This is a genomic window from Mesorhizobium sp. B4-1-3 (assembly GCF_006439355.1).
In the GTDB taxonomy this organism is placed as follows: Bacteria; Pseudomonadota; Alphaproteobacteria; order Rhizobiales; family Rhizobiaceae; genus Mesorhizobium.
Window position 1 is genome coordinate 220,058 of record NZ_VFTG01000004.1, and the last position, 13,395, is coordinate 233,452.

General features: G+C 64.0%; 14 protein-coding genes. 5 read left to right on the plus strand and 9 right to left on the minus strand.

Translation table 11 applies throughout. The features are described 5' to 3' along the window. Positions 1-11: 11 nt before the first annotated feature. Positions 12-917 (minus strand): proline iminopeptidase-family hydrolase, encoded by a 906-nt coding sequence (locus FJW06_RS07915; RefSeq protein WP_140750335.1) that lies wholly within the window; start codon positions 915-917, stop codon positions 12-14. 39 nt (positions 918-956) lie between these two features. Next, a complete protein-coding gene (locus tag FJW06_RS07920) occupies positions 957-2,471 on the minus strand; it encodes a leucyl aminopeptidase (protein ID WP_140750337.1) in 1,515 nt (504 codons plus the stop codon). A 257-nt stretch (positions 2,472-2,728) separates the two neighbouring features. Between FJW06_RS07920 and FJW06_RS07925 the strand changes: the two genes are divergently transcribed. Then, a complete protein-coding gene (locus FJW06_RS07925; RefSeq protein ID WP_140750339.1) occupies positions 2,729-3,631 on the plus strand; it encodes a LysR substrate-binding domain-containing protein in 903 nt (300 codons plus the stop codon). Between the two features lie 92 nt (positions 3,632-3,723). On the opposite strand, the gene FJW06_RS07930 is transcribed toward FJW06_RS07925, so the two are convergent. Next, positions 3,724-3,990 (minus strand): hypothetical protein, encoded by a 267-nt coding sequence (locus FJW06_RS07930; RefSeq protein WP_140750341.1) that lies wholly within the window; start codon positions 3,988-3,990, stop codon positions 3,724-3,726. Between the two features lie 365 nt (positions 3,991-4,355). Here FJW06_RS07930 and FJW06_RS07935 point away from each other — a divergent pair, with 365 nt between their 5' ends. Together FJW06_RS07935 and FJW06_RS07940 are read left to right on the plus strand one after the other, a co-directional pair. Then, complete coding sequence (locus FJW06_RS07935) at positions 4,356-6,191, plus strand: monovalent cation:proton antiporter-2 (CPA2) family protein (protein ID WP_140750343.1); 1,836 nt, start codon at positions 4,356-4,358, stop codon at positions 6,189-6,191. A 10-nt stretch (positions 6,192-6,201) separates the two neighbouring features. After that, a complete protein-coding gene (locus FJW06_RS07940; RefSeq protein WP_140750345.1) occupies positions 6,202-6,750 on the plus strand; it encodes a DUF924 family protein in 549 nt (182 codons plus the stop codon). Between the two features lie 7 nt (positions 6,751-6,757). Here the strand turns inward: FJW06_RS07940 and folK are convergent, their stop codons facing one another. The 3 genes from folK to folP are packed head-to-tail and all read right to left on the minus strand — an operon-like array spanning position 6,758 to position 8,470. Next, entirely contained in the window at positions 6,758-7,270 is a 513-nt protein-coding gene (gene folK, locus FJW06_RS07945) for a 2-amino-4-hydroxy-6-hydroxymethyldihydropteridine diphosphokinase (RefSeq protein ID WP_140750348.1), read from the minus strand. After that, positions 7,254-7,613, minus strand: coding sequence for a dihydroneopterin aldolase (gene folB / locus FJW06_RS07950; protein WP_140750350.1), 360 nt, complete (start codon positions 7,611-7,613; stop codon positions 7,254-7,256). The genes folK and folB overlap by 17 nt, the downstream gene beginning before the upstream one ends. Positions 7,614-7,615: 2 nt before the next feature. Beyond that, complete coding sequence (folP, locus tag FJW06_RS07955; RefSeq protein ID WP_140750352.1) at positions 7,616-8,470, minus strand: dihydropteroate synthase; 855 nt, start codon at positions 8,468-8,470, stop codon at positions 7,616-7,618. An 84-nt stretch (positions 8,471-8,554) separates the two neighbouring features. Between folP and FJW06_RS07960 the strand changes: the two genes are divergently transcribed. Together FJW06_RS07960 and FJW06_RS07965 are read left to right on the plus strand one after the other, a co-directional pair. Then, complete coding sequence (locus FJW06_RS07960) at positions 8,555-9,175, plus strand: DUF922 domain-containing protein (RefSeq protein ID WP_140750354.1); 621 nt, start codon at positions 8,555-8,557, stop codon at positions 9,173-9,175. Between the two features lie 203 nt (positions 9,176-9,378). Continuing rightward, a complete protein-coding gene (locus FJW06_RS07965; protein ID WP_140750356.1) occupies positions 9,379-10,863 on the plus strand; it encodes an MDR family MFS transporter in 1,485 nt (494 codons plus the stop codon). Positions 10,864-11,111: 248 nt separating this feature from the next. Here FJW06_RS07965 and FJW06_RS07970 read toward each other — a convergent pair whose 3' ends face one another. From FJW06_RS07970 to FJW06_RS07980, 3 genes are all read right to left on the minus strand, one after another. Beyond that, the gene (locus FJW06_RS07970; protein WP_140750358.1) at positions 11,112-12,143 is read right to left on the minus strand and encodes an NAD(P)/FAD-dependent oxidoreductase; all 1,032 of its coding nucleotides are present in this window, start codon (positions 12,141-12,143) and stop codon (positions 11,112-11,114) included. A 92-nt stretch (positions 12,144-12,235) separates the two neighbouring features. Next, positions 12,236-12,556, minus strand: coding sequence for a 2Fe-2S iron-sulfur cluster-binding protein (locus tag FJW06_RS07975; RefSeq protein ID WP_040981161.1), 321 nt, complete (start codon positions 12,554-12,556; stop codon positions 12,236-12,238). Between the two features lie 202 nt (positions 12,557-12,758). After that, complete coding sequence (locus FJW06_RS07980; RefSeq protein WP_140750360.1) at positions 12,759-13,127, minus strand: Hpt domain-containing protein; 369 nt, start codon at positions 13,125-13,127, stop codon at positions 12,759-12,761. Positions 13,128-13,395: the final 268 nt, after the last annotated feature.

Consider the following 13,395-nt stretch of genomic DNA (forward strand, 5'->3'; position numbering starts at 1 on the left):
ATTCCCCTTTTTCAGTTGTCGTTGTCGTCCAGGAAGTTTCCCACCACCCGCATGCAGAGGTCCTGCTCCTCGACATGCGGCATGTGGCTGGAATGCTCGAATATCTGCCAGCGCGATCCCTTGATGCCGTCCTTGAAGGGCTGCACGGTCGCGGGCGTGGCTTCGTCATAACGGCCGGAGATGATGAGTGTTGGAACCTCGATGGCCGGCAGCCGATCGATGACGCTCCAGCTCTTCAGTGTGCCGATGACGTGAAACTCGTTCGGACCGTTCATCACATTGTAGACGGTCGGATTGCGCACGATCTGGGCAAAAGTCTCCGTCACCTCGGGCGGGAACGGCATGACCCGGCAGACATGCCGTTCATAGAACCGCATCGTCGCTTCCTGGTAGGCCGGATCATCCGTTGTGCCGGCCTGTTCGTGCTTTGTCAGCGTCTCTTGCACGTCCCTGGGCAGATCGGCGCGCAGCCGGTTGGCCTCCTCCACCCAAAGCTTCATGGATGCCGGCGAGTTGGCGATGGTCAGCGACTTCAGGCCCTTCGGCCGGGTCACGCCATACTCGGCGCCCAGCATGCCGCCCCAGCTTTGACCGAGCACATGGAAGCCGCCGCGGATGCCGAGATGGTCGACGAGATTTTCCAGTTCGTCGATGAAGAGTTGGGGCGTCCAGAAATCGGCGCCCTTTTCCGGCAGCAAGGTGGAATTGCCGCAGCCCAATTGGTCGTAGTGGATGACGGCGCGGCCGTCCCTGGCGAGAAGCTTGTAGGCGTCGACATAATTATGCGCGGCGCCCGGTCCGCCATGCAGGATCACCACCGGAGCCTTGCCGGCATCGAGATTGCCGCTGATCCGATACCAGGTCTCATAGGCGCCGAAGCCGGCCCGCCCTTCCTTGCTGACGATCTCGGACGACATCCCGGCTCCCTGTGTGGTTGAAGACATTCTCGTTGTCGCTTAATTCGCCGCCCGGCCGGACTGCACCCACTCTTCCAGCATCTGCACGCCGAAGGCCGTGGCGCCTTCCCGGCCCAGCGGCCGGTCCTTGTCGGCCAGTTCCTTGCCGGCAATGTCGAGATGCACCCAGGGACGGTCCTCGGTGAAATTCCGCAGGAAGGCGGCGGCATAGGGCGCGTCGCCGTCTTCCATGTCCTTGGCGTGATGGCGGATATCGGCGAAAGGCGATTGCAGCCCCTCGTCATAGGCCCGGTCGAGCGGCAGCTGCCAGAACCGCTCACCGACCTTTTCCCCGGCCGCGATCATGCGGGAGGCGATGGTGTCGTCGGTGCTGAACAGGCCGGCAAAGACCGAGCCTAGGCCCCGCATCACCGAATAGGTCAGCGTCGCCAGATCGACGATCACCGAGGGGTTGAAACGGGAAGCGGCGTAATAGAGGCAGTCGGCCAGGATCAACCGCCCTTCCGCATCCGTATCGAACACTTCCACGGTCTGCCCCGACGCGGTTGTGATGATATCGCGCGGCTTGAGCGCCGTGCCCGACGGCATGTTCTCGGCAATGCCGAGCACGCCGACGGCATGCACCGGGCTGCCCTGCCGGGCGAGCGCGATCAACAGGCCGACCACGGCGGCCGCGCCGCCCATGTCGGCCTTCATGTCGAACATCTGCTCGCCGCGCTTGATGCACAGCCCGCCGGAATCGAAGCAGACGCCCTTGCCGACGAAAGCCAGCGGCTGCGCGGGAGCGCCCTTGCCGCGATAGCGCAGGACCGCGACGCGCGGCGATCTCACCGAACCCGAGCCGACCGCCAGGATCGCATTCATGCCGAGTTCCTTCAGCCGTGCGGCATCGAGGATCTCGACATCGATGCCAGCCTCGCGCAGCGGCTCCAGGTGGTCGTGGAAATTGTCCGGGTGGAGATGGTTCGGCGGCAGGTTGACCAGCGTGCGCGCATATTCGACCCCGTCGGCGATGGCGTTGACCCGGGCCAGCGCCGTCTTCAACTCCGGACCGGCCGCGCCGATCAGTTGCACCCGCAAAGTCCGGTCAGCCCCGGCTCCTTGCCGCCGGTTGCGCATATCGAAGCGATAGCGCCGCAGCCGCATGCCGAGCGCGACCCGCGCCAGGACTTCTGCTGCGGGCAGATCCACACCGGCGAGCGGGTCCAAAACAAGAGTAGCCGCGCATTCGCCCTTGCCTTCCAGATGGGCTGCAAGCAAACCGCCGGCCCGCGCCAGGGAAAGCGTGGTTACGGTCTCGGCCCTGCCCAAACCCAGCACCACCACGCGGCGGATGGACATGGCCTTGGGAGGGATGACGTCGACGCAGGCGCTGGATTCCTCAAGCGCGACCGGCTCGGAACACGCACGGGACAGGATCCCGTCCATCTCGGCATCGAGCGCCGCTGCCCGTGGGCCAAAACCGTTTTGAGCGGTTTGCAGGATCACGACGACGGAGGTTTGCGCGGAAATCTCGTCCGCCGTCTCGAAGACTGGCGCCGGCGACTGAGGCATGTAGCTCGTTCTCCCATTTGCGGGGCGGCTCCTGCCAGGTCGGCTGCGTCGTGCGCAAACCTTTCCCGCCACCGATGCAACCGATGAGGCCGGTCCGCGCCGTTGGGGAAATGGTATCGGAGTACCCAAATAATTGTTTTCTGACGGCGACTTAGTCGCTCTTGCCATTTGGGTATCCCCGAACCGGCCAGGGGATCAAACGCCAATTTTGCCCAAGTCGATTGACAAAAACTCAACTGACAATTCATGATCGGCCAATGGCCCTGCCCTCACTCAATGGCATGCGCGCTTTCGAGGCCGCCGCGCGTCTCGGCAGCATCAAGGATGCAGCGGAAGAGCTGCATCTGACGCCCTCGGCCGTCAGCCGCCACATCCGCGCGCTTGAAAGGAACCTCGGCCAGGACCTGTTCGAACGTGGCTTTCGCCAGATCACCCCGACCATCAGGGGCTCATATTACGCGCGCTCTCTCTCGGAAGCATTCGAGGCCATCTGGCGCGCCACCGACGATGTCAGCTTCGTCGATGCGCCGGGTCACGGCAGGACCCAGCGTGTCAGGGTGCTCTGCGTGCCGGCGGTCCTGAACCTTTGGCTGGCCGACCGCTTGCCGAATTTCCGCAAGCTGCACCCTTCCGTGGACCTGGAGATCTCGACTTCGGGCAAGCGCGCCAATTTCGATTTGGCCATCGTCGACGAGTTCGTCTACAAGGCCGGCCCGGCCTTGACACTGCTGATCCCGTTGGTCCTGACGCCGGTCTGCGCGCCCTCGTTGCTCGAAGGGCCGGTGCCGCTCCGAACGCCGGCCGACCTGGTCAATCATCACCTGATCCACGAATGCGAGAGCATGCGCTGGCGGCGCTGGCTGGAGCAGGAGGGCGTTCTCGACACCACGCCCAAATCCAGCACGACGCTCGACGACTGCACCTTGATCATGCGCGAGGTGATAAACGGCGCGGGGATCGCTCTGGCCGACACCATGATGGCGCAGGACCTTCTGCAGCAAGGCAGGCTGGTCGCCCCATTCAACGCCCGCCACACCTATCCCGCCGGCATCTATCTGCACCAGCGCCGCAGCATCGGAAACAAGCCGGGCACCGGTCTGTTCCAGGACTGGCTGCTCGCCGAGATCGCTGACCATAAGCGAACGATGGGTATCGCGTAGCGCGTTCCGGAAAGGCGGGCCGACCGAAGCGCCACGCAAGAAAAAGGCGGCGGCCGACCGGCCACCGCCTTCGCATTTGTCGATGGCTGGGCTCAACCCTTGATGGTGGCGGTCAGCTCGTCATAGGCCTTGCAGGCTTCGTCGAGTGTCGTCGCGCCCTGATATTTCGTCGTCACGGCCTGCACCTTGGCGGTCAGATCGGCCGCCTTGCTCGGATCCTTGGTGATGGCTTGCTGAAGGGCGGCAGCCATGTCCTGCGCCTTCTTGGCGGCGATTTCCTGCGTGCATTCCGGCCCCTTGGAGCAAGCCGAACCGGCCAACGCCGCAACACCGACGGCAACGAGCAAAAACTTCTTCATCTCAATCATCTCCTCAAAAAAGTCAGCCGCCCATCGCGGCTGCCTCCACTGGCCTAAGCCGAGCGTGCCATAACCTCTGATTGTGACGGCGCGCAACGACTGGGCCGCATAAACTTGTGTAACAGGCTTGCAACAGGCGTTTGCCGCGGAGCCGGTTGCTTCGTATCCTGCTGGATGCCCCCTGCTCTTCCAGCCAGTCTCCGCGCCCTTGCCTCCCGCTCCCAGGCCATGCAAGGAGTGCTTCTCATGCATGTCGTCCAGCGTGCAGCGGGTTCTGGGACAACGACATGCGTCAAGCAAAGACCTAAGGCACGCCGCGTGAATCTGTTTCAGGCGGGGCGCTTTGGGGCAACGGGATGACAGGCATGGCAGCGGAAGCGTCGAGCAGCGATCTGGTGCAGGTGGTGGCGCTGCTCGCCGCGGGCGTCGTCGCCGTGCCGATCTTCAAGCGCATGGGGCTCGGCTCGATCCTCGGCTATCTCGCCGCCGGCGTCGTCATCGGCCCGTTCGGCCTGCGCATCTTTTCCGAATCGGAAGCGATCCTCCACGTCGCCGAGCTCGGCGTCGTCATGTTCCTGTTCATCATCGGCCTGGAGATGCAGCCGTCGCGGCTCTGGGGGCTGCGCCGCGAAATCTTTGGACTGGGCGCCTTGCAGGTCGGCGTCTGCGCGGTGCTTCTGACCCTGGTCGGACTGGCGGGAGGCTTTCCGATCGCGCAGTCCTTCGTCGCCGGCGCCGGTTTCGTGCTGACCTCGACGGCGATCGTCATGCAGCTGCTGGAGGAGCGCGGTGAGATCGCCACGCCGAAAGGCCAGCGCATTGTCTCCATCCTGCTGCTCGAAGACCTGATGATCGTGCCGCTGCTTGCGCTGGTGGCGTTCCTCGCGCCCGGCGGCGCCGAAACCAGCTTTTCGGAGCGGCTGACCGAAGTCGGCATCGGCATCGCCGCGATCGTCGGGCTGGTCGTGGCCGGCCGCTACCTGCTCAATCCGCTCTTTCGCATCCTGGCCGACGCCCGCGCCCGCGAAGTCATGACCGCGGCGGCGCTGCTGGTGGTGCTGGGATCGGCGCTCGCCATGCAGCTCTCCGGCCTGTCGATGGCCATGGGCGCCTTCCTCGCCGGCGTGCTGTTGTCGGAATCGACCTTTCGCCACCAGCTCGAAGCCGATATCGAGCCGTTCCGCGGCATCCTGCTCGGCCTGTTCTTCCTCGCCGTCGGCATGTCGCTCGACCTTGGCCTCGTCGCCCAGAACTGGCGGCTCGTCGCCATCTATGTCGTCGCCTACATGGTCATGAAAGCGGTCGGCATCTACGCCGTCGCGCGCATTCTGAAGAGCGGCCACCGCGAGGCGCTCGAACGCGCCGTCTTCATGGCGCAGGGCGGCGAATTCGCGTTCGTGCTCTATTCGTCAGCCGCCGCGGTCGGCATCATCGACGGCCAGGCCAACGCCACGCTGACGGCCATCATCATCATCTCGATGGTGCTGACGCCCTTGGCCATCCTGGCGCTGCGCTACCTCACCCCGCGCGACGAGCAGTCGCTCGACGGCGTCGACATCGCCGAGGGCCTCACCGGCAGCGTACTGATCATCGGATTCGGCCGTTTCGGCCAGATCGCCAGCCAGCCGCTTCTGCTGCGCGGGCTGGACGTCTCGATCATCGACAACGAGGTGGAGATGATCCAGGCGGCGGCCGACTTCGGCTTCAAGGTCTATTACGGCGACGGCACCAGGCTCGACATCCTGCATGCTGCCGGCGCCGGGCGCGCCCGCGCGGTGCTGATCTGCGTCGACAAGCCGGACGCAGCGGTGCGCATCGCGCAACTGATCAAGGCCGAATTTCCTTTGGTCACCATCCTGGCGCGCGCCTTCGACCGCGGCACGGCGCTGCAGCTCGTGCGCGCCGGCGTCGACTATCAGCTGCGTGAGACCTTCGAATCGGCGCTGGTGTTCGGCGGCTCCGCGCTGGAGGCGCTGGGCGTCGATCCGGAAGAGGTCGCCGAGGTCATCGAGGATGTGCGTCGTCGCGATGAAGCCCGCTTCGAGACGCAACTGGCCGAAGGCGTACGCGCCGGCCAGCGTTTCCTGAAGGGCAATATCGGCACGCCTATCCCGACGCCGCTGACGCAGCCGCGCCGTGCCGGCCGTGCGCTGAACCAGGAAACCGCCGTCGTCCTGAACCAGGCAGAGACCAAGAACTGAGGAACAAGGCATGGCAGAGCTCGACCCGCGAGCGCTTTCGGTCACCAAATTCTGGCGCGATGCCGGCGAGGACGCCTGGTTCGAGAAGAACGACGCCTTCGACACGGATTTCCGCGACCGCTTCCTGGAACTGCACTACGCCGCCGCGCGGCGCGAGTGCGACGACTGGAACACGTATGCCGAAGGCTCGCTGGCGTTGATGATCCTACTCGATCAGTTCCCGCGCAACTGCTTCCGGGGCAGCGGCCACATGTACGCGACCGATCCGCTCGCCAGATACTTCGCCGACCGGGCGATCGCCGCCGGTCAGGACCTTGAGCTGGAAGAATTGCTTCGCGTCTTCCTCTATTTGCCCTTCGAGCATTCCGAATCGCTGGCGGACCAGCAACGGTCGGTGGAGCTGACGGCCGCCAGGGCGCCTGACTATCTGAAATATGCCGAGGAGCATCTTGAGATCGTCCGGCGCTTCGGACGTTTTCCGCACCGCAACCGCATGCTCGGCCGCGCGACGACCGCAGAGGAGCAGGCATTTTTGGACGACGGCGGTTTTTCCGGCTGACCAGCCTTTACCCGAGCCACCACTCACGGCCGGACGACAGCCGCTGGATGCCGGAGGTATCGACGGCATTGAGCCGTTCCGACACGCTCCTGCCGCTCACCGAAAGCGCGGGCGCGATTTCGGCTAGCGGCGCCAGCACGAAGGCGCGCTCAAGCATGCGCGGATGCGGCACTTCGAGGCCGGTCTCGTGGATCACCCGGTCGCCGAACACCAATATGTCTATGTCGATCAGGCGCGGCCCCCAGCGCTCCTCGCGCACGCGCTTCAGCCGCTTCTCGACATCGAGGCAAAGCTCGAGCAGCGCGCGTGGAGAAAGCGCCGTCTCGATCGCGGCGGCTGCATTGAGGAAATCGGGCTGGTCGAGCTTGCCCCAAGGCGGCGTGCGGTAGAGCGAGGAGACAGCGGTTACGCGCGTTGCGTCGTCGCCGTCCAGCATGCGCAATGCCGCGCCCATGGACTTCGCCGGCTCGCCGAGATTGCCGCCGAGACTGAGGTAGACGGCGCTATTCTGGCCAGACAACGGTCACCTCGACATGATCGAGCACGCCCGGCACCGGAGCGTTCGGTTTGCGCACGGTGATCGCGGCCTTCCTGATCTGCGAGAACCGTGCGGTCAAGGCCTTCGCGACCTCCAGGGCCAGCGCCTCGATCAGGAAGCGGCGATGTCCGGTCACGATCTCCTCGATAACCGAGAAAGCAACGCCGTAATTGACGGTGTCCTCGATGGAATCCTCGGCCAGCGGCCGGCTGGGCTCGACCGTCAGCTCGGCATCGACATAGAAACGCTGGCCAAGCGTCTCCTCCTCGTCCAGCACGCCGTGGCGGGCGAAGAAAGCGCAGTTCTTCATGCGGATGACATACATGATCAGTGTCCGGGAGGAAGCTCGGTTTCGCGTTGCAGCATAGCATCGGTCAGCGCCAGCGCGTCCACGTTGATTGCGACATCGTGGACGCGAAACAGGTCGGCTCCTTTCAAGCGCAGGATGACGCTGGTGGCCGCCGTGCCGGCCGCCCGATCGCCAGGCTTGCGCCCCGTCGCGTTGCCGATGAAGCGCTTGCGCGAGGTTCCGGCCATCAGCGGATAGCCGAGCGCCTGAAGCTCGGAAAACCGCGCCATCAGGTCGAGGTTTTCCTCCGCCGTCTCCTTGGCGAAGCCGAAGCCGGCATCGAGCACGATCTGGCTGTCGGCGACCTTCCCGGCGCGCGCGATCTCCAGGGATTTGCGCAGGAACAGGAACTGGTCCTCGATCACGTCGGACAGCTTCCGCCGTTCGCGCCCGGTATGCATGATGACGAGCCCGGCGCCGGTCTCGGCGGCGACGCGCGCGATGCCGGGCTCGCGCTGCAGTCCCCAGACATCGTTGACGATATGGGCGCCGGCGGCGACCGCCCGCCGCGCCGTATCCTCGCGATAGGTGTCGACCGAGATCAGCGCTTCGCCCGAAGCGGCGAGCGCGGCGATAATCGGCAACACGCGGCCCTGTTCTTCTTCCGCGGTGATCGGGGCGAAACCCGGCCGGGTCGATTCCCCGCCGACATCGATGACGGCGGCGCCCTCTTCCACCATGCGGCGCGCCTGCTCCAGCGCCTTTTCAGGCGCGGCGAACAGCCCGCCATCCGAAAAACTGTCGGGCGTCACGTTGAGGATGCCGACGACGACCGCCTTCGGACCGAGGTCGAGATAGCGTCCATGCGCCAGCTGCCATCGCCTTGTCGTCATTGTCCATCAACCATGCGTGATCCGCGCGAAATCAATTCCGTTGCGCTGGCGACGGCCCTAAAGCAAGGTGCGTGAAGAGGCAATATGATGAACCGATCCCTGCTCTGCGCCCTGATGCTCGCATTGACCGCCATGCCGGCGGGCGCGGCCAATCTGGTGAAGACCTACAGCTATTTCAGCGTCGGCGGCCGCACGCTCGACGATATCCAGAACCAGCTGTCGAGAAACGGCCCCGAGGTGAAGAGCACCGGCTCGCGGCACCCGGGCGCCACGCAGATGGCCTTCACCACCCGCATCAGCTACGCGCAGAGCGCCGGGTCCTGCCGCATCGCCGACGCGGCCGTCACCGTGAAGGTCAAGGTGATCCTCCCCGAATGGCGGCGCCCGCGCAAATCCGATCCCGGCGTCAGGCTGGTCTGGGATACGCTCTCGGCCGACATCAAGCGGCATGAGGAGCGCCATGTCGAGATCGCCAAGAACCATGCGCGCCTGCTCGAGGATGCGCTGAAAGCCCTCCCCGCACAGAAGACCTGCGAGGCGGCAAAGGTGAAGGCAGCCGCGATCCAGGCAGCCGAGCTCGCCAGGCACGATCAGGACCAGGTGCGCTTCGACCGGGTCGAGAGCGTCAATTTCGAAAGCCGTATCCTTCGCCTGATGCGCTACCGGATGGAGCGCGTCGAAGCCGGACAACTGCCGCCGCCTTGACCGCAAGCAAGCCGTCTCCGAGGCCAATTTCGCCCAAGCATGGTGCCAGACCGGGAAAACTTTCGAAGGACGGTCGAAATCGGCCTATATCGAACGACATATAGCGGGTTCGAACACTCGAACCGCTATCCACGAGAAATGACAGGCGCGACCGGCCGCAGCCGTCTTGGCGCGCAAGGCATCAGCCTTTGAAAGAATGACGCATGGACCAGACCGTCGAGAAGCAGGCGATGGCGCCGAAAGCCGCGCCGCTGATGAGCGAGAACGAGAAGAATACCATCATCGGCGGCGTGCTGTTGTCGATGCTGCTGGCAGCACTTGACCAGACCATCGTTGCCCCTGCCCTGCCGACGATCGCGCGTGCGCTCGGCCACGCCGAATATCTGCCATGGATCGTCACCGGCTATCTTTTGGCCGCAACCGCGGTGGCGCCGCTCTACGGCAAGATATCCGATGTCTATGGACGCCGGCCGGTCATCCACGCCGGCATTCTTATCTTCCTGCTCGGGTCGCTGGTCAGCGCGCTCGCGCCCAACATGCTGGTGCTGATCATCGGCCGCGCCATCCAGGGCGCCGGCGGCGGCGGTCTCTTCGCGCTGGCCCAGACGGTGATCGGCGATCTCGTGCCGCCACGCGAGCGCGCCCGCTACGCGGCCTGGATCTCCGGCACCTGGGCGGTGGCCAGCGTCGCCGGTCCGCTGCTCGGCGGTGTCTTTGCCGAGCATCTGCACTGGTCGTTGATCTTCTGGATCAACCTGCCGATCGGTTTCCTGGCCATGGCCATCGTCAACAACCCGCTGAAGAAGCTGCCGATCGCGGCCAAGCACCACCGCATCGACGGACTGGGCGCAGTGCTGCTGGTCATCGCGACCGCGCTGCTGCTTCTGGCGCTCAGCTGGGGCGGCAGCACCTATCCCTGGTTCTCATCCGAGATCATCGGATTGGTGGCCTTTTCGGCCGTATTCTGGTTCTTCTTCGCGCTGAGGCTGATGAGGGCGGCCGAGCCTTTGGTCTCGCTCGAAGTGCTGGGCAACCCGATCGTGCTCGCCGGCACGCTGTCGATGTTCCTGCTGCAGGCCGCCAACATCGGCGCGTCGGTCTACCTGCCGGTCTATCTGCAATCGATCGTCGGGCTTTCGGTGAGCGAATCCGGCACGGCGATGCTCGGCCTCCTGCTCGGCACGGTTGCCGGCGCCGCGTTCAGTGGCCGCATGATCCCACGATTCGTCCACTACAAGCGCATCGCCATGATCGGCCTCAGCCTGGCAATCCTGTGCATAGGCCTGCTCAGTGCCATTGCGGGACACGCCTCGCTGCTCGAAGTCGAACTCCTGACCACGATGATCGGCCTGGGCAGCGGCACGACCTTTCCGGTCAGCACCGTCTCGGTCCAGAACGCGGTCGACCGCGCGCATCTCGGCGTCGCGACGGGCGTGCTGACCTTCCTGCGGACGCTGGGCGGCGCGCTGGGCGTCGCCATGCTCGGCGCCGTTGCGCTGGGTTTTGGCCTGCCCTTGGCCACCGAAGGCTCGCAGACGCACATCCTGCTGACGTCGGCGACGCCGTTCGTGATGATCTTCCTCACAGCCGGCGTCACGCTTGTGCTGGCGCTGATCACGCTGGCCCTGATGCCCGAAAAAGAACTGCGCGGTCACAACGAGAACGCGGCGCCCGTGCTTGCGGAGTAGATCGCCTGAAGGTGTGTTGAGATTCAGGTCAGGCCGAGTCGAGAATGGCGGTTTTCGAGAACCGGAGCGGAGCGTACTTAATGCATGTCGCCCAAAAGTGCGCAGCGGTTTTGGGAGAACGACATGCATCAAAAACAAGACTTACAGCGCTTCGCCTGAATCGCTTTCAGCGTGATGCGCTTTAAGGTACGTGAGCACCGGAAGCGCAGGAAGCTGCCGTTCGCAGGCCGGCTGAATATCAATACGCCTTAGTCGTGGACGCCGAGCTTCTTCTGCAGGCTCGTCGACGATGTCGTGTACTGGAAGACGATGCGCTCGCCCGGGCTGACGATGCGCTTGGCGGCCTGGGCCATCAACGCCACCTCGTGGAAGCCTGACAGGATGAGCTTGAGCTTGCCGGGATACCAGTTGATGTCGCCCACCGCGAAGATGCCCGGGATCGACGTCTGGAACTTTTCCGTGTCGACCGGAATCAGGTTCTCGCTGAGGTTAAGGCCCCATTCGGCTATCGGCCCGAGCTTCATGGTGAGGCCGAAGAACGGCAGCATGCGGGTGCAAGGCACCTCGACATCGCCATCCGGGCCGCCCTTGATGGTCGCCGATGACAGTTGGCCGCCGGCGCCGGCAAGGGCGCTGACTTGGCCAACCAGGAATTCGAGCTGCTTCATCTCCTGCATGGCATACATCTTGTTGACGCTGTCGGGCGCCGCCCTGAATTCAGGGCGGCGATGGACCAGCGTCACGCTTTTGGCGATCGGCTGTAGGTTGAGCGTCCAGTCGAGCGCCGAATCGCCGCCGCCGACGATGACCAGGTCGTGCCCGCGAAAATCCTCCATGCGCCGGACGGAATAGAAGACGCTCTTGCCTTCATAGTCCTCGATGCCGGGAATGGGCGGACGCTTGGGCTGGAACGAGCCGCCGCCGGCGGCGATCACCACGATCTTGGCCTCGAACACCTCGCCTTCATCCGTGGCGACCCGGAAACTGCCATCCTCCAGCTTTTCAAGGCTCGACACCATGCGGTTGAAGGTGAACTCCGGCTTGAACGGATGGATCTGCTCCATGAGCTTGTCGACTAGGCCCTGGGCCGAGATCGTGGGCCAGCCCGGAATGTCGTAGATCGGTTTTTCGGGATAGAGCTCGGCGCATTGGCCGCCGGGACGGTCGAGAATGTCGATGAGGTGGCATTTCATGTCGAGCAGACCGAGCTCGAACACGGCGAACAGGCCGACCGGCCCTGCCCCGACTATGAGAACGTCCGTCTTGATGGTCTCGGTCATGCGCTGCGCCCTCTTTTTGGGAATGAGCGAGACTGCATGAGCGCCAGCCTGCTGCCAAGCAGCCAGCGTGAAAGAAAATTGGAAAGTTAGCCTCAGCCTTGGCGTTCAGGCACCCTGACGATCAGGCCGTCCAGCGCGTCGCGCACCTTGATCTGGCAGGACAGGCGCGAGTTCGGCCGGACGTCATAGGCGAAATCCAGCATGTCCTCTTCCATCGCCTCCGGCTCGCCGACCTCGGCCGTCCAGGCCTCGTCGACATAGACATGGCAGGTCGCGCAGGCGCAGGCGCCGCCGCATTCGGCTTCGATGCCGGGCACCGCGTTGCGGATCGCGTTTTCCATCACCGTCGAGCCGTTTTCGGCGTCCACGTCAAATCGGGTCCCGTCATGGGCGATGTAAGTCAACTTGGTCATTAAAGTCACCTGAGGAGTCGCAGCCGAGATAATCACTCCACCGGACAAGTCAACTGCGGCGCGAAAGCGCCACGAAATGACGTTTTTCAAAAAGGTGGACGCTCAAGCAATTCCAGTAAAAGCGCGCAACGGTTTTCCGCCCGGAATTGCAAAAAATAAGGAGCTGGAGCGAGTCGGCGATTCCATGAAACGCTGAACCGCTCTAGCGGCTGATGCCGGCGATGAAATCGCGCACTTCCTCGATCAGCGTGCCGAGCCGCTTGAGCGCGCGGACGTCCTCCGGCTGCTTTTCGATGATCGCCGCGCATTCGGCCACCGCAAAGGCGCCGATGCCGCGCGCAGAACCTTTCAAGCCATGTGCCAGAAGCACCCTCTGCCGGGTGTCGGCGTCGGCGATCTGGTCGCGGACGCCGAGCGACTGATGCACGAACAGCGCCAGCACCTCGCGTTCGAGGTCGCGGTCGCCCATCGTCTGACGCGCCAGATGACCGAGATCCACAGGTCTGGCTCCGACCGTTCCGGAGGCATCTCCCCCCGGCATGGAAAACGCTATACCAGTTTCGCCACGCATACGCACTGCAACTCCATCAAGCGGGCAGACGGGCCCATGAAAATAGGCGACTCCGGTCGCCAAGGGGTTAACGACTGCAGGGGAAAAATGTTGTCACGGAGGCGGCCGGATCACGTCTCCGTTAACCTTATATTTAAAGTTTTACGTATCGCCTGGAATGCATGTTTTCTTTACCCCTGTGTGTCATTACGATACGAAGGTCCATTTTTCAGCCTCCTGCTCGGGATAGACAAGCCAGAATCGGGCCAGAATCAGGCCAAAATCATAA

Bases quoted from the DNA above. Each gene is read 5' to 3' on its own strand.
- FJW06_RS07915 (WP_140750335.1), bottom strand. From the start codon at position 917: ATGTCGTCCGAGATCGTCAGCAAGGAAGGGCGGGCCGGCTTCGGCGCC.
- FJW06_RS07920 (WP_140750337.1), bottom strand. From the start codon at position 2,471: ATGCCTCAGTCGCCGGCGCCAGTCTTCGAGACGGCGGACGAGATTTCC.
- FJW06_RS07925 (WP_140750339.1), top strand. From the start codon at position 2,729: ATGGCCCTGCCCTCACTCAATGGCATGCGCGCTTTCGAGGCCGCCGCG.
- FJW06_RS07930 (WP_140750341.1), bottom strand. From the start codon at position 3,990: ATGAAGAAGTTTTTGCTCGTTGCCGTCGGTGTTGCGGCGTTGGCCGGT.
- FJW06_RS07935 (WP_140750343.1), top strand. From the start codon at position 4,356: ATGGCAGCGGAAGCGTCGAGCAGCGATCTGGTGCAGGTGGTGGCGCTG.
- FJW06_RS07940 (WP_140750345.1), top strand. From the start codon at position 6,202: ATGGCAGAGCTCGACCCGCGAGCGCTTTCGGTCACCAAATTCTGGCGC.
- folB (WP_140750350.1), bottom strand. From the start codon at position 7,613: ATGTATGTCATCCGCATGAAGAACTGCGCTTTCTTCGCCCGCCACGGC.
- folP (WP_140750352.1), bottom strand. From the start codon at position 8,470: ATGACGACAAGGCGATGGCAGCTGGCGCATGGACGCTATCTCGACCTC.
- FJW06_RS07960 (WP_140750354.1), top strand. From the start codon at position 8,555: ATGATGAACCGATCCCTGCTCTGCGCCCTGATGCTCGCATTGACCGCC.
- FJW06_RS07965 (WP_140750356.1), top strand. From the start codon at position 9,379: ATGGACCAGACCGTCGAGAAGCAGGCGATGGCGCCGAAAGCCGCGCCG.
- FJW06_RS07970 (WP_140750358.1), bottom strand. From the start codon at position 12,143: ATGACCGAGACCATCAAGACGGACGTTCTCATAGTCGGGGCAGGGCCG.
- FJW06_RS07975 (WP_040981161.1), bottom strand. From the start codon at position 12,556: ATGACCAAGTTGACTTACATCGCCCATGACGGGACCCGATTTGACGTG.
- FJW06_RS07980 (WP_140750360.1), bottom strand. From the start codon at position 13,127: ATGCGTGGCGAAACTGGTATAGCGTTTTCCATGCCGGGGGGAGATGCC.